An 18508-nucleotide genomic window follows, 5' to 3' on the forward strand; every position below is an offset into this window, starting at 1 on the left:
CCTCAGGTCTTCTTGCCGGCCGTGGACTGGCCGCCGCCGACGCCGCCGGAGGCGTTGGCGGTCGGGTCATCCTTGCGCATCTGCGATTCCAGCACGCTGTCGCCGTAGCCGCTGGCCGGACTGGTCAGGAAGCTCCCGCGGTCGACCCGCAGGTTGTTCTGCACGTGGTTGACGCCGGAGATGTCCTCCACCACCCGCTCGGCCCGGTGCTTGGCCTCGCGGTTCTCCACCGTACCCGACAAGGTGATCTCCCCGCCGGAGACGGTGATGGTGATGTTGGTGGCGTCGAGCCAGCTGTCGTCGGTGAGCCGCTCGTGCGCCTCCTCGTTAATCCGCTCGTCCGGGCGTTTGTAGTTCTTCGGCCCCAGGCCGCGGCGGCCGCGGTCGGCTTCCATGATGCGGTGTTCGCGCTCGTAGTCGTTGCGTTCGTCGGGGCGGCTGCCGTGCATCAGGTGGTCGCCCTTGAACCAGCTGGAGATCCGCTCGCCGGCCTTGCGCATGAACTCGACGCCTTCGCCGCCGCGGTTGTCGCCGCCGCGCTCGTCCCAGCGCTCGCGGTCGCGACCCATCGGACCGCGCCCGGCGTCGCCGTAGCCGCGCTCGTAGTCGTAGCCGCCGGTGCCGCCGGAAGCCCGCCGGTCGCTGGTCGGGCCGGTGCGCTCCGGGTAGCCGCCGGCCCCGCCTGGGCCGCCGGAATTGCGGGCGTCGTAGCCGCGCGGCACGTCGCCGTATTCGACGCCGCCCTGGCCGTATTCCTCGCGGTAGATCGGCTCGCGCTCGTCGTCGCCGTAGAAGCGGCCGCCGCCGGTGTAGTCCTGGGGCGCGATCCGCGGCGCCGGGCCGCGATAGCCGCCGCCCTGGCGTCCGGTCGATTGGTAGCCGGCGGGCCGGCCGGCCCCGCCGCTGCGGCCATAGCTCTCGCCGCCGCCATAGGCGCCGCCGCCGGCGGTTACACCCGTGCCACGCGTGTAGTTGGCGCCGGTCTCGCGCTCCCCGAACACCCGGTCACGATCGGATCCGCCGCGCGGCACGCCACGGGTGGCGTCGTCGTCCTGGTCCCAGCTGCGCGCCTCGCCGGGGCCGGCCGCATAGTCCTCGCCGCCGTAGTCGCCGCCGCGGCCGTACTGCTCCGACCGGCGCCGGTCGCGCTCCCGCATCTGGCGCTCGCGCTCTTCCGTCCACTTGTCGGCCATGACGCAGTCCTCCGCTCTTGCTGAGTTTCTTGGGCATCTCGCCCTGAGGGCGAAACCCGAAGCTGCGGCGGTTGTTCCGGCGGCGCGGTCGCTCAGAGCGGAATGTTGTCGTGCTTCTTCCAGGGGTTGGTCAGCTGCTTGCCGGCCAGGTTCTTCAGCGCCTTGACGATGCGCCGGCGGGTGCCGTGCGGCATGATCACGTCGTCGATGTAGCCGCGCGAGGCGGCGACGAACGGGTTGGCGAAGCGGGCCTTGTATTCGGCCTCGGCTTCGACCAGCTGCTCGGGGCTCTGGTTGCGGAAGATGATCTCCACCGCGCCCTTGGATCCCATCACCGCGATCTCGGCGGTGGGCCAGGCGTAGTTGATGTCGCCGCGGATGTGCTTGGAGCTCATCACGTCGTAGGCGCCGCCGTAGGCCTTGCGGGTGATCAGGGTGATCTTCGGCACCGTGGCCTCGGCGAACGCGAACAACAGCTTGGCGCCATGGCGGATCAGCCCGCCCTGCTCCTGCTTGGTGCCCGGCATGAAGCCCGGCACGTCGACGAAGGTGATGATCGGGATCTCGAAGGCGTCGCAGAAGCGCACGAACCGCGCGCCCTTGCGGCTGGCGTCGATGTCCAGCACCCCGGCCAGCGCCAGCGGCTGGTTGGCGACGATGCCCACCGGCTGGCCGTCCAGGCGCGCGAAGCCGACGACGATGTTCTTGGCGAAGTCCGGGCTGATCTCGAAGAAGTCGGCCTCGTCGACGACCTTCAGGATCAGCTCCTTCATGTCGTAGGGCTTGTTGGGGTTGGCCGGCACCAGAGTGTCGAGCGACGGCTCGTCGCGATAGGGCTCGTCGAAGCTCTCGCGCACCGGCGGCTTCTCGCGGTTCGACAGCGGCAGGAAGTCGATCAGCCGGCGGACCTGGGTCAGCGCCTCCAGGTCGTTCTCGAAGGCCCCGTCGGCGACGCCGGACTTCATGGCGTGCACCCGGTAGCCGCCCAGCTCCTCGTGGCTGACGTCCTCGTGGGTGACCGTCTTCACCACGTCCGGGCCGGTCACGTACATGTAGGAGGTGTCCTTCACCATGAAGATGAAGTCGGTGATCGCCGGGGAGTAGACGTCGCCGCCGGCGCAGGGGCCCATGATCACGCTGATCTGCGGGATGACGCCGGACGCCAGGGTGTTCTCCAGGAAGATGTCGGCGTAGCCCGCCAGGCTCTCGACCCCCTCCTGGATCCGCGCGCCGCCCGCGTCGAACAGGCCGATGATCGGCGCCCCGACCTTCATCGCCTGGCGCTGGACCTTGAGGATCTTCTGCGCATGAGCGCCCGAAAGAGATCCTCCGAAGACCGTGAAATCCTTGGAGAAGACGAACACCACGCGGCCGTTGATCCGGCCCCAGCCGGTGACCACGCCGTCGCCCGGCACCTTCTGCTCGGCCATGCCGAAGTCGACGGCCCGGTGCTCGACGAACATGTCGAACTCCTCGAACGAGCCCTCGTCCAGCAGCAGGTCGATGCGCTCGCGCGCGGTCAGCTTGCCCTTGGCGTGCTGCGAGGCGATCCGCTTCTCGCCGCCGCCCAGCTTGGCCGTCTGGCGGCGCTTCTCGAGCTCTTCCAGGATGTGCTTCACGCCCGCGCCCTTCTCTACTTGAATCAGAGGGGTAGAGGCGGACGCGGAAGGTGGCAAGGTCACGCCGCGGGCGTGAGCGCCCTGAACCACCGCTCCAGCATCTCGGCCTCGCCGCGCAGGCGTTCGGTGCGCTCGGCCGCCTCGGCGTCGACGCCCCACTGTTCCTCCTGCCAGGACTCGTCCAGGCGGGAGAGCTCGAACGCCTGGTCGCCGGTCAGCCAGCGGCGCTGGACGCCGATCGCCAGGATCGCCGAGCCGAACAGCGCCGCGCCGAACGCCAGCCCGGCGAGGCCGAAGTCGTCGAGCCCCAGCGCGATCGCCCGCACCTCCGCCAGTGTCTCGGCCGGCTGGGCGCGGTGGACGATGCCGGAGGCGCGTACGAAGGACAGCCGCGCCTCCGCCTCGGCGCGCTCCAGCAGCGGGTTCCAGCGCTCGAACTGGCGGCTGACCAGACCCTCCGGCGACTCGGCGAAATAGAGCAGCAGGTCGGAGCCGGCGTAGTCGGCGATCTGGTCGGCGGTGGCCTCGCGGGCCTGCGGGATGGAATCCAGCGCGGTGTTGGCGAGCCGCGTCGCGTGCATGGTCGCCAGCTCGATCGTCTCGCCCTGACCGGCCCATTCCGCCGCCACCTCATCGGCCAGCGCGCGGGTCGGCAGCACCAGGCGGGCGTTGTGCGGCGTGCGCACGTTACGGCCGTCCAGCAGCACCGTGAAGCCGCCCCCGTCGGCATGAACGGCGTCGACCACCTCGACGGTCTTGTAGAAGCGCCTGGGCTTGTCGACCGGTTCGTGAAATCCCTTTTGCAAGGCTTCGTCTCTCCGCTCGCCGACGGAACGCGGCGCATCCGGCGTGGAATGGGGACGAAGACCGAAACGCGCAAGGAGGCATCTCGCGTGACCACCGCCGATCGGGACCTGCAGGCGGCCATCGCGGCGACGCGGTTCGGCCTGGGCGCCAGGCCGGGCGAGATCGCCCAGCTCGCCCACGACCCGCAGGGCTGGCTGCGGGCGCAGATCCGCCGGGAGGGCGCCGACCAGCCGCAGACCAATGGCGAGACCACCCGCGAGCGGCTGATCGCGGTGCGCGACTACCAGCAGGACCGCCGCGCCATGCGCCAGGACGCCCAGGCCCAGCCGCCGGCCGGCCAGTCCGCGGCCGCGCCGCCCGCCGCTCCGGACCGCGACCCGGTGAAGTTCGCCCAGCGCCTGCTGCGGGAGGACACCGGCACGGACTTCCTGGCTCGCGTCCAACTGGGCGCCACGACCGACGCCGGCTTCCGCGAGCGCTGGACCCTGTTCTGGGCCAACCACTTCACCGTCTCGGCCAACAAGCTGATCACCGCCACCGTGGTCGGCCCGTTCGAGAACGAGGCCCTCCGGCCCCACGTCTTCGGTCGCTTCGCCGACCTGGCGCAGGCCGCCGAGACCCATCCGGCGATGCTGCTCTACCTCGACCAGGCGCAGTCGATCGGGCCGAACAGCCGGGCCGCCACCCTCCTGAAGGCCGGCGCGCGACGGCAGGGCGGGCTGAACGAGAACCTCGCCCGCGAGATCATGGAACTGCACACCGTCGGCGTGGACGGCGGCTACACCCAGGCCGACGTCACCGAGTTCGCCCGCGCGATGACCGGCGTCTCGATCGGCGGCCCGCGCGACCCCGACTCGGCCGCCGGCGCCTCGGTGTTCCGGATGGCGGCGCATGAGCCCGGCGAGCGAACGGTGATGGGCGTGCGCTATCCGGCCGGCGGCCGTGAGCAAGCCGAGGCCATCCTCGCCGACCTCGCCGCCAAGCCGGCCACGGCGCGCTTTGTCTGCACCAAGATCGCGCGGCACTTCGTGGCCGACAATCCGCCGCCGGCCCTGGTGGCGCGGCTGGAGAAGGCCTGGACCGCGTCGCGGGGCGACCTGTCGCGGGTCGCCGAGGCCCTGGTGGCCGCGCCCGAGGCCTGGGCCCCGCAGCCGGCGAAGTTCAAGACGCCCTACGACTTCGTGGTCTCCAGCTACCGCGCGGCCGGCGGCCAGCCGAAGGCCATCGGCCAGGTGGCGCCGGTGCTCACGGCGCTCGGCCAGAAGCCCTTCTCCGCGCCCTCGCCCAAGGGTTGGGCCGAGGACGCCGACTCCTGGGCCGCGCCCGACGCCATCGTCAAGCGGATGCAGTTCGCCCAGGGCTTCGCCGCGGCGGCCGTGCAGGACCGCGACCCCAAGATCCTCGCCGCCGACGCCCTGGGCGCCCGCCTGACGCCCGCCACGGCCCTGGCCGTCGCCCGCGCCGAGAGCCGCCCCGAAGGCTTCGCCCTGGCGCTGATGAGCCCGGAGTTCCAACGCCGATGACCCGCCCCCTCTCCCGCCGCGGCGTGCTGGCCGCAGCCGCCGGCTTCGGCGTCTCCCTGCAGTTCCTCGCCACCCAGAGCTTCGCCGCCACCGAAGACGGGCTGGCGCGCAAGAAACTGATCGTGGTGATCTGCCGCGGCGGCATGGACGGGCTGTCGGTCTCGCCACCGGTGGGCGACCCCGACTATGCGGCCCTTCGCGGCCCCATCGCGCTCAAGGACGAGGCGCTGAAGCTCGACGGGACCTTCGCCCTCCACCCGGCGCTGACCGCCACCTACGCGCTGGCCAAGGCCGGCGAGGCGCGGATCGTCCCGGCCGTCGCCACGCCGGACCGCGCCCGCTCGCACTTCGAGGCGCAGGACGTGCTGGAGACCGGGGCGAGCGGCGTCTACGGGACCTCGTCCGGCTGGCTGAACCGGGCGGTGGAGACCATCTCCGCCCACCGCAAGGTCGAGGCGCTCTCCGTCGGCCCGACCGCCCCGCTGATCCTGCGCGGCAAGGCGCCGGCCGGCTCCTGGTCGCCCGGCCGGGTGGTCGACGGCAGCGCCCGGCTGCCGACCCTGCTGCAGGACCTCTACAAGAACGATCCTCTGCTCGGCCCGGCCCTGGCCCGCGGCCTCGCCACCGAGGCCATGGCGCAGGCGGCGATGAGCAATCTCGCGCCTTCCGCAGGGGGGCCGCCGACCCAGATGGCCGCCGCCGCCGCGCCGCCCGCCGCCAACGCCCCGGCGCTGCTCCGCCAGGGCCGCGACGCCGCCGCCAAGCTGGGCGAGACCCTGGCCGGGTTCATGCGCGAGCCCGGCGGGCCGCAGATCGCCGCCATCTCGCTGGACGGCTTCGACACCCACGCCAACCAGGGCGCCGGACAAGGCCAGCTCGCCACCCGCCTGAGCTACCTCGACGCGGTGCTGGACGGCGTCCACACCGGCCTCGGCCCGGCCTGGAAGGACACCGTGGTGGTGGTCGCCACCGAATTCGGCCGCACGGCTCGGGTCAACGGCACCGCCGGCACCGACCACGGCACCGCCTCGACGGCCCTGCTGCTGGGCGGCGCGCTGAAGCGCGGCGGCATCGTCGGCGACTGGCCGGGCCTGAAGCAGAGCGCCCTGTTCGAGAACCGCGACCTGGCGCCGAGCCTCGACATGCGCGGCCTGTTCAAGGGCGTTCTGGCCGACCACATGGGCGTCGACCGCGCGGCGCTCGACACCGCCGTCTTCCCGGACAGCGGCGGCGTGCGGCCGGTGGCGAACCTCGCCTGACCTACCGGCGCTTGCGGGCGAACGGCTCCGGATCGGCCTCGTGCTCGTCGAAGCCGAAGTGCTCGAAGCCGGCCTTCATCTCCGGGCTCAGCGGCGCCTCGAGGATCAGCGTGCCGCGCGAGGGGTGCGGCAGCACCAGCCGTCGGGCGTGAAGCTGCAGCTTCAGGCCGGCGGATAGCTCCACGGAGAGCTCGGTGTTGTACTTCGGGTCCCCAAGGATCGGATGTCCCATGGCCAGCATGTGGGCGCGCAGCTGGTGCGTGCGGCCGGTGCGCGGCCGTAGCGCCATCCACGCGGCCCGCGGGCCGGCGCGGGCAAGGGTGACGAACTCGGTCTCGGCCGCCTCGGCGTCGGGGTCCTTGGGGTCGGCGGGGATCACCATCTCGCGATCGCCGACGCCGCGCTTGGCCAGCGGCAGCTCCAGCACCCCCTCGCCGGGCTTGGGGAAGCCGGCGACGATGGCCCAGTAGGTCTTCTGCGCGTTGCGGCGGGCGAAGGCTCCGGCGAGCTTGGCGGCCGCCCCCGGCGTCTTGCCCAGCACCAGCACGCCGGAGGTGTCGCGGTCCAGCCGGTGCACCAGGCGCGGCCGCTGCAGCCCTTCGCCCCAGGCGCTCAGCAGCCGGTCGATGTGCTTGGAGGTCTTGGTGCCGCCCTGCACGGCGAGGCCGGAGGGCTTGTTCAGCGCCAGCACCTCCTCGTCCTCGTAGAGCACCAGGGAGCGGGCGTAGTTGGCCTCGCGCGGATCGAGGTCCTGCTTGTCGCGCGGCGGCTGGGCGTCCGGCAGCGGCGGCACCCGGACCTGCGCCCCGGCGCTCAGCCGGGTGTCCGGCTTGGCGCGCGCGCCGTCGACGCGGATCTGGCCCGAGCGGGTCAGCTTCTGCAGCATGATGTGGTTCAGGTGCGGCCAGCGGCGCTTGAACCAGCGGTCCAGGCGCACGCCGTCCTCGCCGCTGTCCACATAGAGGGTGCGCACCTCCCTCATGCGAACATCCGCCGGGCCAGCATCAGGCCGAGGAACAGCGCCACCACCGCGAACACCACCGAAGTGGCGCTATAGGCCGCGGCCGCGCCGTAGGTGCGCCGCTCGATCATCAGGGCGGTCTCCAGCGAGAAGGCCGAGAAGGTGGTGAAGCCGCCCAGCACGCCGACCCCCAGGAGCAGGCGCCACTTCTCCTGGTCGGCGCCGCCGCGATGCGCCAGCACGCCGATCAGCAGGCCCATGCACAGGCCGCCGATCAGGTTGGCGGCGAAGGTGCCATAGGGCCAGCGGGTCCCGAGCGAGCGGGTGAGCTGGGAGCCGAGGAGGTAGCGCGCGATTGCGCCCAGCGCGCCGCCGCCCCCGACGAGGAGGAGATTCAACATCGGCCCCTTATGCGACGGCCGCTCGCCGCCGCAAAGGGCGTCAGGTGCGGGTGCCGATTCCCCGTCGCACGCCGCGGGCGTCATAGACGTCGGCGCCCGGCGGCTTCGGGCCGCGGCCCATCATCACCTCGAGGGTGGCCGCCAGCGACGGGCCGCCGCCCAGGTTGAAGCTGGTGCCGAGGCCCAGGCCGACCGCCGAGCCGCCGTGCCGGTTGAAACTGCCGCTGCCGCCGCCCACGCCGAGACCCAGGCGCGGCCCGTTGTCCGGCCCCGCCTGACGGACGAAGCGGTCCGACACCCGGAACCAGTCGTAGCCCTCGGCGATAGCCAGGTCCGCGGCCCGCAGCAGGGCGTAGTCGCTGACCTGCTCGATCCCCGCGCCGGGGCCGCCGCGGAAGGTGATCCGGTAGCGGCCCGGCTCGATCCGGTACTCCGAATAGCCGACCGCCTGCGGGCCGGCGGCCGGCTGGTAGCGGGTGGGCGCGCTGGCGCAGGCGCTCAGCGCGAGGGCGGCGAGGACGGGCAGGATCAGGCGGCGTTTCATCGGCTTCGGGTCCGGGCGGAAAACCGTTGCGGTTCCGCGACTTCGTGGAGGAAACGGGCAAGCAGGCCGCACCGTTCCGGCTAGCCCAGCTTCAGCGCCGCCAGCAGCTGCGCCATGTCCGCCGGAACCGGCGCTTCCAGGCGCTTCAGGCCGCCGCCGGGGTGGGGAAAGATCAGCGCCGCCGCATGCAGCATCAGCCGCGGGACCGGGTGTCCCGCTACCACCAGCGCGCCGCCATAGCGCGGGTCGCCGGCGATCGGGCGGCCGATCGACGCCAGGTGCACGCGCAGCTGGTGCATGCGGCCGGTCTCCGGATCGAGCTCCAGCAGAGCCGCGCCGGACGCCTCGCCCAACGTGCGATAGCGGGTGCGCGCCGCCTCGGCGTCCGCATGGTCCGGCGGACAGACCCGCATGTAGGCCTCGCGGCCGATCTCGTCGCGGCGCAGCGGCGCCTCGATAACGCCCTGCGGCGGCTGCGGCGCGCCGGGCGTTACGATCGCCCGATAGGTCTTGGCGAACTTGCGCGCCATCATCGCCTTGCCGAGGAAGCCCGCGGCCGGCTTGGTCTTGGCGGTGAGGATCACCCCGGAGGTGTCGCGGTCCAGCCGGTGGATCAGCCGCGGCCGCGCCTTGCCCGGCCGGGCGAACGCCCAGAGCAGCTCGTCGAGCGTATGGACCTGCGCCCGTCCGCCCTGGCTGGACAGGCCCGAAGGCTTGTTCAGCGCCAGGATGTCGGGGTCCTCGTAGATCACCAGGCTGCGGACGAAGGCGATCTCGTCGGCGCTCAGCTTGATCCCGGTCTCCTGCGTCCGCCGCGCCGGCCGTGGGCTCAACGCTCGCCCCGCTCTTTGCGCAAGGCCGCCCAGCGGTCCAGCCGCTCCTTGATCCGCGCCTCCGACCCCTCGCCCTTGGGCTGGTAGAAATTGCGGCGCTCCATGCCGTCGGGGAAATAGTTCTGGCCGGAGAAGCCCTCCGCCGCGTCGTGGTCGTAGGCGTAGCCCTTGCCGTAGCCGAGGTCCTTCATCAGCCGGGTCGGGGCGTTGAGGATATGGCTGGGCGGCATCAGCGAGCCGGTCTCCTTGGCGGCCTTCATGGCCGCGCCGAAGGCCTTGTAGACGGCGTTGGACTTGGGCGCGGCGGCCAGGTGCACCGTCAGCTGCGCCAGCGCGATCTCGCCCTCCGGCGAGCCCAGGAAGTCGTAGGTGTCCTTGGCGGCGTTCGCCAGCACCAGCGACATCGGATCGGCCTCGCCGATGTCCTCGGCGGCCGCGCGGATCAGCCGCCGCGCGATGAACAGCGGATCCTCGCCGCCGGTCAGCATGCGCGCCAGCCAGTAGAGCGCCGCGTCCGGGTCCGAGCCGCGGATCGACTTATGCAGGGCGGAGACGAGGTTGTAGTGCTCCTCGCGGTCCTTGTCGTAGGCCGGCCTGCGCTTCTGCAGGATCTGGCCCAGTTCCTTGGTGTTGAGCGGCTTGGCCGTGCCGATGTTGAAAAGGGTCTCGGCCAGCATCAGCAGGTAGCGGCCGTCGCCGTCCGCGAGCGCGATGAGGGCGGCGCGCGCCTCCGGCTCCAGCGGCAGCGGCCGGACCTCGTAGGTCTCGGCCTTCTTGAGCAGGGTCTCCAGCGCCTCGTCGTCGAGGCGCTTCAGCACGTACACCTGGCAGCGGGACAGCAGCGCCCCGTTCAGCTCGAACGACGGGTTCTCGGTGGTCGCGCCGACCAGGGTGACGATCCCCTCCTCCACGAACGGCAGGAAGCCGTCCTGCTGGGCGCGGTTGAAGCGGTGGATCTCGTCGACGAACAGCAGGGTGGACTGGCCCGCCGCGCGACGCACCCGCGCGCCCTCGAAGGCCTTCTTCAGGTCGGCGACGCCGGAGAACACCGCCGACAGCTGCTGGAACTCGTAGCCGGCCTCCTTGGCCAGCAGGCGCGCGATGGTGGTCTTGCCGGTGCCGGGCGGCCCCCACAGGATCATCGAGGCCAACCGCTTGGCTTCCGCCATCCGGCGGATCGGACCCTCGGGCCCCAGCAGATGGTCCTGGCCCACCACCTCGTCCAGCCGCTGCGGCCGCAGGCGGTCGGCGAGCGGTGAAGGCGCATGGGGCGTCAGGCCCGCGGCTTCGAAGAGATCGGCCATGGGCGGGGACTTACCACAAGACGCGCCCGGTGAAGACGACGCCGGGCGCCTTTCCTGGCCGACGGCTAGCCCTGGAAGGTCGCCGTCACCTGCTGGCCGTTGCGCTCGATGGTCACCTGCCAGACCCGCGACGCGACGCTGACCGCCGCCGCCAGGTCGCGGACGGTGGTGATCTTGCGGCCGTTGATGGCGCGGATGATGTCGCCGGGCTGCAGGCCCACCTGCGCGGCGGCGCCGCCGGCGATCTTGGTCACCAGCACGCCCGCGCCGCCAAAGGGATCCAGGCCAAGCTCCTCGGCGACCGCCGGCGAGAGGTTGACCACGGTGGCCCCGTCGAACGGATTGCGGCCGGTGATCACCCGCTCGTCGCGGGCCGGGGTGGCGGGCGCCGGGTCGGCCCGCAGGGTGAGCTGCTGATTGCCGCCGGCGCGGCGCACGCCGATGCGCACCGTGTCGCCGGGCCGGTGGTTGCCCACGGCGAAGTTGAGGCCGGCGGCGTCGACCACCGGCTGGCCGTCGACGGAGGTGACCACGTCGCCCTGGCGCAGGCCGCCGCGGTCGGCCGGGCCGCCCGGCCAGACATCGGCCACCAGCGCCCCCGACGGCGTCGCCAGTCCCAGGGACCGGCCGATCTCCGGCGTCACGCTCTGCAGCCGGGCGCCGACCCACGGCCGCACCACGGCGCGCCCGCCGCCCGCCGCGGTCTCCACCACCCGGCGGACCACCGCCGCAGGAATGGCGAAGCCGACGCCCGAGGAGGTCCCCGAGCGGGAGAGGATGAAGCTGTTCACCCCGATCAGGTCGCCGTCCATGTCCACCAGCGCGCCGCCGGAGTTGCCTGGATTGATCGCCGCGTCGGTCTGGATATAGGAGCCGGCGTCGCCGTTCGGGTCGGCGTTGCGGTTCAGCGCCGAGACGATGCCGTTGGTCACCGTCTGGCCGACGCCGAAGGGATCGCCGATGGCCAGCACCAGGTCGCCCACCTGGGTGTCGCCGCTGTCGTCCAGCGCCAGCACCGGCAGCCGCTCGCCGGCCGGCAGGTCGATCTTCAGGATGGCGAGGTCCGTGCGCGCGTCGGCCAGCAGCACCTTGGCCGGAAACTCCCGGCGGTCGGCCAGCGCCACGGTGATCTCCTGGCCGCCTTCCACCACGTGGTTGTTGGTGACGATGACGCCGTCCGCCCGGACGACGACGCCGGAACCCAGCGAGCCCTCGACCCGGTTGCGCGGCGCGCCCATCCCGAACAGCTCCCAGAACGGGTCCGCCTGCTGGCGCACCAGGCGCTTGGAGGAGATGTTCACCACCGCGGGGGCGGCCTTGCGGACCACCGGGGCGAAGGACTGCTTCATGCCGAGCGCGCTGGTCGGGACGCTGCGGGCCGGCTGCGGAAGCGAGGTCTGCGCCTGGGTCTTTCCCGAGGGCGAGCAGGCGGCCAGGAGGGCGAGGGTCGGGATCAGGACGCGATGGGCGCGCATGGGGTCTCCGGTTGCCGAAATCGAGCAGCACAGTGCCGAGGTTTCGGGCGCAAATTGGGCGTCCGGAGGGTCCGCGTCTAGACCTGCGCCGCGGCCGGCCTGGCTTGGTGGGCGACCGCCAATCCCAGCAGAAAGGCCAAGCCCATCAGCGCAGCGGACAGGTAGATCGCCAGTCCCGGCGCATGCAGGCTGGCATCCTGGCGCACCGACCAGGCGAACACCAGGCCGAACAGCGGCGGCCCGAGGATCGCGGCGATGCCGGTCAGGCTCTGATTGGCGCCCTGCAACTGCCCCTGCTGGTTCGGCGCGAGCCTGCGGGTCATCAGGCCCTGCAGCCCGGGCTGCAGGAAGCTGCCCAGCGCGAACACCGGCACGCCCAGGAGATAGAGCCAGCCGAACGGCGCGGAGCCGTACCAGATGAAGCCCAGGACCGCGGCCCCTGCCCCCAGCAGCACGGCGTTGCGCTCCCCGATCCGCGCCACCACCGGCCCGACCAGCAGGCTCTGGACGATGATCCCGGCGACGCCGGTGGCCGCGAAGGTCAGCCCCAGCGTCCGCGGCGTCCAGCCGTAGCGGTAGGTGGTGTAGAGCACGAAGATCGACGGCAGCACCATGTAGGACAGCTGGAACAGGAAGCCGACGCCGGCCAGGCCCAGCAGGCCCGGCTGCGACTGGAGCAGCTTGAGCGAGCCCACCGGGTTGGCCCGGCTCCAGTCGAAAGCCTTCGCCCGCCGCTCCGGCGGCAGCGACTCCGGCAGCACGAACAGGCCGTAGAGCCAGTTGATCAGGGTCAGGGCGGCCGCCGCCAGGAACGGCAGCCGCAGGTTGTGCTCGCCCAGCAGGCCGCCGATGGTCGGGCCGATCAGGAAGCCGAAGCTGAAGGCCGATCCCATCCAGCCAAAGGCCTTGGCGCGCTGCTCCGGCGGGGTGATGTCGGCCAGGTAGGCATTGGCGCTCGAGAAGCTGGCCGCCGTCATGCCGTTCAGCACCCGGCCCACGAACAGCCAGGCCAGCGTCGGCGCGAACGCCATGAACAGGAAGTCGACGCCCAGGCCGAACAGCGAGATCAGCAGCACCGGCCGCCGCCCGATGCGGTCGGACAACAGGCCGAGGATCGGGCTGCAGAAGAACTGCATCACCCCCCAGACCGTGGCGAACAGCGCGTTCCACTCCGAGGCCAGCGAGGTGTCGCCGCCGGCGAACTGCTTGATCAGGTTGGGCAGGATCGGGATCATGATCCCGAACGAGATCGCGTTCATCAGCGCGCTGGCGAAGATGAAGCCGAAGGCCGGCGCACGGCCCGGGGCCTTGGCCGACGATCCGGCGGCGGCGTTGGTCATGTTCATGGCTCTCCCCGACCTTGAAACGACGTGTATCGGACGTAACCGCGTTAGGCGACCTCGCCCAGCGCGGCGAGCTGCGCCCGCCACCACTCGGCCAGCCGCATGAGCAGCGCCTCGTTGGGGAAACCGTGGCGCGCGGCGCTCTCGGCGGGCACCAGGTCGAAGCCGCGGCTCGACGCTGACCCGGGTCTCCTCGCCGACCGCGGCGAAGCGGACCTCCACCTCGGTATGCAGGTCGGGCGGAAAGCTCGCCTGCCGCCAGGAGAAGACCAGGCGTTCCGGCGGCTCCCAGGTCATGATCCGGCCGATCTCGAACACTTTGCCATTGGCCAGCGTCTCGGTGAGCCGCCCGCCCTCGCCCGGTTCGAACGCCAGCCTGCCGGGCGGTCGCGGGGTGGTCTGGAACAGTGGGTTCGGCCGCCACCAGGCGCCGATCTCCTCGACGAAGGCGGCGAAGGTCCGCTCCGGCGTGGCCAGCACCCGCAAGGCGATGAACACCTTGGAGGTCACTGCGGTCCGCCCTCGACGTGCCGCTTGAAGGCCGCAAGCTGTTCGCTCCACATCCGTTCGGCCTCTTCCAGCCATCGCAGCAGATGGGTCATGGGTTCGCGCCTCAAGGCATAGATCCGCACGCGCGCGTCGAACTCCGGGTGGGTTTCCTCCACCAGGCCGCTCTCGCGCAGGGTCCGCAGGTGCCGGCTCATTGCCGGCGGCGAAAGCTCCAACGCCCGCGCCAGCTCGCCCGCCGCCCGCGGCCGCTCCGACAGCAGTTCCACCGCGCGGCGGCGATAGGGGTCGGCCAGCGCCGCCAGGGTCCGGTCGATTTCGGCCGGTCGGCTGCTCACACCCAGCCTGTGATCTTCAGGCCGCTGGCCTGCTCAGCCTCCTCGCGCGTGACCACCTGGACGGTCTGGGCGACGGTCCAGATGTGGCCTTCCGGGTCGCGGCACCGGTAGGTGCGGTCGCCGTAGAACTGGGTGGCGGGCTCCATGAGGATTTCCGCCCCGGCCGCCCGCGCCTGCTCGCAATGGGCGTCGACGTCGGTGTCGATCTGGATGTGCACCGTCTGGGTGTTCTTGCCGCCGATCGAGCGGGGGCTCTTGTGGTCGGCGGTCCACTCGTTGCCGATCATCACCACGGCGTTGCCGAAGCGCATCTCCGAGTGGGCCAGATTGCCCTTCTCGTCCTCGATCACCATCGAGACCTCGAAGCCGAACGCCCGCTCCAGCCAGTCCAGGGCCGCCTTCGGGTCCTGGTAGCAGACCGCCGACATCAGCGGGGCGCGCCAGTCAGCCATGGGACATCTCCTTCGCAGGGCTTCTGATCGTCAGGCCGGTGGCGGCCTCCTGGTCGGCGATGGGCACGTCGGCGACCTCCTGGTTGAACGCCCAGACATGTCCCTCCGGGTCGAGGGCGCGATAGACGCGTGCGCCGTAGAACTGGTCCGCCGGCTCCTGCACGATCGTCGCGCCGGCTGCGCGCGCCCGGCCCGCGTGGGCGTCCAGCCCGTCGGCCAGGTGGACCCGGATGAACTGGGTGCAGGCGCCATTCAGGGAGGCCGGGCTGCGCGTGCGCGCCGGGGCGAGCGGGGGTCCGTCCCATTCCTTCCCGACGCTGATGACGCCGCCGTGGAAGCTCATCTCGGAATAGGCCAGACGCCCCTCCGCGTCGGTCACCAGGGTCGTGGTCTCGAAGCCGAACGCCGCCTCGAGCCAACGCAGCGCCGCCAGCGGGTCGCGGTAGAAGACGCTAGGCATGAAGACCGGTGTTGTCGCCTCGGTCATGGCCAACTCCTTCTCTTGCCAAATCCTTCTCTAAGACGACAATATTTAACGCATATCGCAACTATCTCGTCAAGCCGGCCGCCGCGGTCGTTGGCGGGCCGAGACCGACTTGATGATGGCCGCGCCCCCGCCCGAGGCGGCGATCGGCGGCTGCGCCCTCGCCAGCGCCTGATCCATCAGCGCCCGCACCTCCGGCTCGTCCAGCACCGCGAGGTCGGTCAGCACGATATGGCGGACCTGGGAGCCCTCCCCCTTCAGCCGGCCGGCGGGGTCGTCCAGCGCCGCGCCGCGGGCGAAGAACAGGCTGACCCAGCGTGGGTAGGCGGCGATGGAGAAGACCAGCCCGCCGATCTTGTCGTTCGCCCCGTAGCCGATCGCCAGAGCATTGTAGTTGTCATAGACGAGCTCCGTCGCGCCCGGCAGGCGCTCGCGCATCCGGGCGCGCGCCGCCCGGATCTGCGCCGCGACGGCGTCGGAGTATTTGGCGATGAAGCCTTCGAGCTGGGCTTCCGCGTCCATCGACGAAGGCTGCGCCCCGGGCGGCCCCGCGGCAAGCGTCAGCGGGCGAGGACGCCGGCCAGGTCGGCCAGCCGGCCGTCGCTCGGCTCCGGCTTCACGCCGATCAGCCTCGCCACCAGCGGATAGACGTCGACGTTGTCGAACACCGGCGGCCGCGCGCCGGGCCGGAACGCCGGGCCGTTGGCCACGAACACCGCCGCCATCTCCGGCGCGTAGGGGTCGAAGCCGTGGTTGCCGACCTCCGGCTTCTTCGGCTTGAAACGGTGGGTGGTGATCGTCCAGCCGGTCTGCGGCAGGCAGAAGTACGGCGGCACGCGGGGGTTCTTGCCGTAATGGAAGCGGGCCGGGATGTCGGCCTTGCGCCAGCATTGCATGCGCGGATGCGGCTTCAAGAGCGCCGCCTCAACCTGCGCCTCACGCCCGGGGACCGCCGACAGGCTCATGAAGGCGCCCATGGTGACCGTGCGGATGGCGTCGGTGGGCACCAGGTCGTCGACGAAGATCGTCTGGTCGGGCGGAGTGGGGGCCATCCCGTGGTCGGCGACGACCACCAGGTTGGCGACGATCCCCCTTGCCTTCAGCCCCGCCACCAGGCGGGCGATGGCGGCGTCGGTGCGGGCGGCGGCGGCGTTCACCTCGGCCGAGTCCGGGCCGAAGTCGTGGCCGGCGGTGTCCACTTCGTCGAAATAGAGGGTGGCGAAGCGCGGCCGTTGGTCGGGCGGCACGTCCAGCCAGGCCAGCACCTGGTCGACCCGCGCCACGGCCGGCAGCGCCTGGTTGAACGGCAGCCAGCGGCTCGGCCGCACCCCCTGGATCGGCGCGTCCGAGCCGGGCCAGAACATGATCGCGGAGCGCACGCCGGCCCGCTCGGCGGTGACCCAGATCGGCGTCGCCTGGTTCCACCAGCGGGCGTCGCCGGTGGTGGCCTTGTCGGCCATCGTGAACTTCACGCCCGGGATGGCCGGGTCATAGATGGTGTTGTCGACGATGCCGCTGCGGTCGGGCCGCAGCCCGGTGACCAGGGCGTAGTGGTTGGGGAAGGTCTTCGAGGGGAACGACGGGCGCATCGTCCCGCGCGCCCCGTGCGCCGCCAGGCCGGAGAGCGTCGGCGTCACCCCGCGGTCCAGGTAGTCGCTCCGGAACCCGTCGATGGAGACCAGGATCGTCAGCGGCGCCGGCGGCGGCGGCGAAACCGTGGCGCAGGCCGTGAGGGCGAAGGCCGCGCCGAGGGCGGCCAGGAGGCGCGGGAGGAGGTTCATGCCGTCAGCCTATGGCCCAAGCGTGACAGTCCCGGCAACCGGACAAACGAAAAGCCCCGGAAGTCGCCTTCCGGGGCTCGTCTGAATATCAGTTGGCGGCCGACTTAGGCTTCGGCGAAGCTTTCCGCCACCGGACCGGAGTCCTTGCCCTTTTCGGCCGGGTCGCGGTCGACCAGCTCGATGACCGCCAGCGGAGCGTTGTCGCCGTGGCGGAAGCCCGCCTTCAGCACGCGGATGTAGCCGCCGGCGCGTTCCGCGTAGCGCGGGCCCAGCACGGCGAACAGCTTGCCGACCTGCTCGACGTCACGCACCTGGCTGATCGCCTGGCGGCGCGCATGCAGGTCGCCGCGCTTGGCGAGCGTCACCAGCTTCTCGACGAAGGGGCGCAGCTCCTTGGCCTTCGGCAGCGTGGTCACGATCTGCTCGTGCTTGATCAGGCTCGCCGCCATGTTGGCGAACATGGCGGTGCGGTGGGCGGTCGTCCGACCCAGTTTGCGGTGCGCTGAACCGTGGCGCATGAGGAACTCTCCTTGAGGTCGGGGCGTCTCGCGACGCGCCATCTCTACTTCAAAAGTGCGGACCGCGATCGCAGGATCACGCTCCGAAACGAATTACATCTGGTCTTCGAACTTCTTGGCCAGCTCTTCGATGTTCTCCGGCGGCCAGTTCGGCACGTCCATGCCGAGGTGCAGACCCATGCCGGCGAGCACTTCCTTGATCTCGTTGAGCGACTTGCGCCCGAAGTTCGGGGTGCGCAGCATCTCGGCTTCGGTCTTCTGGATCAGGTCGCCGATGTAGACGATGTTGTCGTTCTTCAGGCAGTTGGCCGAACGGACCGAGAGCTCGAGCTCGTCGACCTTCTTCAGCAGCGCCGGGTTGAACGGCAGTTCCGGCTTGGCCTCGCCTTCGACCTTCTTCTTCGGCTCTTCGACGGTGATGAAGATCTGCAGCTGGTCCTGGAGGATGCGGGCGGCGTAGGCCACCGCGTCGACGGGCGTCACCGCGCCGTTGGTCTCCACTTCCATGATCAGCTTGTCGTAGTCGAGGCTCTGGCCCTGGCGGGTGGGCTCGACGCGGTAGGCGACGCGCTTGACCGGGGAATAGAGGGCGTCGACGGCGATCAGGCCGATCGGGGCGTCTTCCGGACGGTTCATCTCGGCCGGGACATAGCCCTTGCCGGTCTGGACGGTGAACTCCATGCGCACCTGCGCGCCCTCGTCGAGGGTGCAGAGGATGTGGTCGCCGTTGAGGATCTCGATGTCGGCCGGAGCTTCGATCTGGCTGGCGGTGACCGCGCCGGGGCCGGTGGCCCGCAGGGTCATGCGCTTGGGGCCTTCGGCGTGCATGCGCACGGCCAGTTGCTTGATGTTCAGGACGATGTCGACGACGTCTTCACGCACGCCTTCGAGCGAGGAGAATTCGTGCACGACGCCGTCGATCTGCACGGCGGTCACCGCCGCGCCTTGCAGCGACGACAGCAGCACGCGGCGCAGGCTGTTGCCCAGCGTCACGCCGAAGCCGCGCTCGAGGGGTTCGGCCACCAGACGCGCCTTGCGGTTCGCGTCGGCGCCGGTCTCGATCAGCGGCTTCTCGGGACGGATGAGCTCGTTCCAGTTTCTTTCGATCACGGATGGGTGTCCCTCGAACGCAGGATCGCCGGCCGCAAACGCGGTCCGGCGCCTCG

The 18508-nt window shown here is 71.3% G+C and carries 19 protein-coding genes; 2 read left to right on the top strand and 17 right to left on the bottom strand.

Annotated elements, in window-relative coordinates; genetic code table 11:
* Positions 1–2: 2 nt before the first annotated feature.
* The 3 genes from DJ021_RS19235 to DJ021_RS18110 form a co-directional block, all read right to left on the bottom strand.
* Positions 3–1193 (bottom strand): BON domain-containing protein, encoded by a 1191-nt coding sequence (locus DJ021_RS19235; RefSeq protein ID WP_243626092.1) that lies wholly within the window; start codon positions 1191–1193, stop codon positions 3–5.
* A 92-nt stretch (positions 1194–1285) separates the two neighbouring features.
* Entirely contained in the window at positions 1286–2812 is a 1527-nt protein-coding gene (locus tag DJ021_RS18105) for an acyl-CoA carboxylase subunit beta (protein ID WP_111458862.1), read from the bottom strand.
* 59 nt (positions 2813–2871) lie between these two features.
* A complete protein-coding gene (locus tag DJ021_RS18110; RefSeq protein WP_111458863.1) occupies positions 2872–3618 on the bottom strand; it encodes an ATP12 family chaperone protein in 747 nt (248 codons plus the stop codon).
* An 87-nt stretch (positions 3619–3705) separates the two neighbouring features.
* Between DJ021_RS18110 and DJ021_RS18115 the strand changes: the two genes are divergently transcribed.
* Together DJ021_RS18115 and DJ021_RS18120 are read left to right on the top strand one after the other, a co-directional pair.
* Entirely contained in the window at positions 3706–5142 is a 1437-nt protein-coding gene (locus tag DJ021_RS18115; RefSeq protein ID WP_341538144.1) for a DUF1800 domain-containing protein, read from the top strand.
* Positions 5139–6401 carry a DUF1501 domain-containing protein gene (locus DJ021_RS18120; RefSeq protein ID WP_111458865.1) on the top strand — a complete coding sequence of 421 codons (1263 nt, stop codon included), beginning with the start codon at positions 5139–5141 and terminating at the stop codon, positions 6399–6401. The genes DJ021_RS18115 and DJ021_RS18120 overlap by 4 nt, the downstream gene beginning before the upstream one ends.
* A 1-nt stretch (position 6402) precedes the next feature.
* Here DJ021_RS18120 and DJ021_RS18125 read toward each other — a convergent pair whose 3' ends face one another.
* From DJ021_RS18125 to DJ021_RS18195, 14 genes are all read right to left on the bottom strand, one after another.
* Positions 6403–7383 (bottom strand): RluA family pseudouridine synthase, encoded by a 981-nt coding sequence (locus DJ021_RS18125; RefSeq protein ID WP_111458866.1) that lies wholly within the window; start codon positions 7381–7383, stop codon positions 6403–6405.
* Positions 7380–7763, bottom strand: a complete 384-nt coding sequence (crcB, locus tag DJ021_RS18130) for a fluoride efflux transporter CrcB (RefSeq protein WP_111458867.1) — start codon at positions 7761–7763, stop codon at positions 7380–7382. Before crcB ends, DJ021_RS18125 begins: the two co-directional genes overlap by 4 nt.
* A gap of 40 nt (positions 7764–7803) precedes the next feature.
* Positions 7804–8307: a CC0125/CC1285 family lipoprotein gene (locus tag DJ021_RS18135; RefSeq protein WP_111458868.1), complete on the bottom strand. Its 504-nt coding sequence runs from the start codon at positions 8305–8307 to the stop codon at positions 7804–7806.
* An 80-nt stretch (positions 8308–8387) separates the two neighbouring features.
* Complete coding sequence (locus DJ021_RS18140; protein WP_111458869.1) at positions 8388–9140, bottom strand: RluA family pseudouridine synthase; 753 nt, start codon at positions 9138–9140, stop codon at positions 8388–8390.
* Complete coding sequence (locus DJ021_RS18145) at positions 9137–10444, bottom strand: replication-associated recombination protein A (RefSeq protein ID WP_111458870.1); 1308 nt, start codon at positions 10442–10444, stop codon at positions 9137–9139. Before DJ021_RS18145 ends, DJ021_RS18140 begins: the two co-directional genes overlap by 4 nt.
* Positions 10445–10509: 65 nt before the next feature.
* A complete protein-coding gene (locus DJ021_RS18150) occupies positions 10510–11919 on the bottom strand; it encodes a Do family serine endopeptidase (RefSeq protein ID WP_111458871.1) in 1410 nt (469 codons plus the stop codon).
* A gap of 77 nt (positions 11920–11996) precedes the next feature.
* Positions 11997–13772 carry an MFS transporter gene (locus tag DJ021_RS18155; protein ID WP_243626094.1) on the bottom strand — a complete coding sequence of 592 codons (1776 nt, stop codon included), beginning with the start codon at positions 13770–13772 and terminating at the stop codon, positions 11997–11999.
* On the bottom strand, positions 13769–14107 hold the full coding sequence (locus DJ021_RS18165) for an ArsR/SmtB family transcription factor (protein ID WP_111458872.1): 339 nt from the start codon (positions 14105–14107) through the stop codon (positions 13769–13771). The genes DJ021_RS18155 and DJ021_RS18165 overlap by 4 nt, the downstream gene beginning before the upstream one ends.
* A complete protein-coding gene (locus tag DJ021_RS18170) occupies positions 14104–14559 on the bottom strand; it encodes a VOC family protein (RefSeq protein WP_111458873.1) in 456 nt (151 codons plus the stop codon). Before DJ021_RS18170 ends, DJ021_RS18165 begins: the two co-directional genes overlap by 4 nt.
* Positions 14552–15046 (bottom strand): VOC family protein, encoded by a 495-nt coding sequence (locus DJ021_RS18175; protein WP_111458874.1) that lies wholly within the window; start codon positions 15044–15046, stop codon positions 14552–14554. The genes DJ021_RS18170 and DJ021_RS18175 overlap by 8 nt, the downstream gene beginning before the upstream one ends.
* Positions 15047–15115: 69 nt before the next feature.
* Positions 15116–15565: a DUF1801 domain-containing protein gene (locus DJ021_RS18180; RefSeq protein ID WP_111458875.1), complete on the bottom strand. Its 450-nt coding sequence runs from the start codon at positions 15563–15565 to the stop codon at positions 15116–15118.
* 38 nt (positions 15566–15603) lie between these two features.
* Positions 15604–16824: an alkaline phosphatase family protein gene (locus tag DJ021_RS18185; RefSeq protein ID WP_111458876.1), complete on the bottom strand. Its 1221-nt coding sequence runs from the start codon at positions 16822–16824 to the stop codon at positions 15604–15606.
* Positions 16825–16928: 104 nt separating this feature from the next.
* Entirely contained in the window at positions 16929–17342 is a 414-nt protein-coding gene (rplQ, locus tag DJ021_RS18190; RefSeq protein ID WP_111458877.1) for a 50S ribosomal protein L17, read from the bottom strand.
* Positions 17343–17435: 93 nt separating this feature from the next.
* Positions 17436–18452: a DNA-directed RNA polymerase subunit alpha gene (locus DJ021_RS18195; RefSeq protein WP_111458878.1), complete on the bottom strand. Its 1017-nt coding sequence runs from the start codon at positions 18450–18452 to the stop codon at positions 17436–17438.
* Positions 18453–18508 lie beyond the last annotated feature (56 nt).

The organism is Phenylobacterium hankyongense, assembly GCF_003254505.1.
Lineage (GTDB): Bacteria > Pseudomonadota > Alphaproteobacteria > Caulobacterales > Caulobacteraceae > Phenylobacterium > Phenylobacterium hankyongense.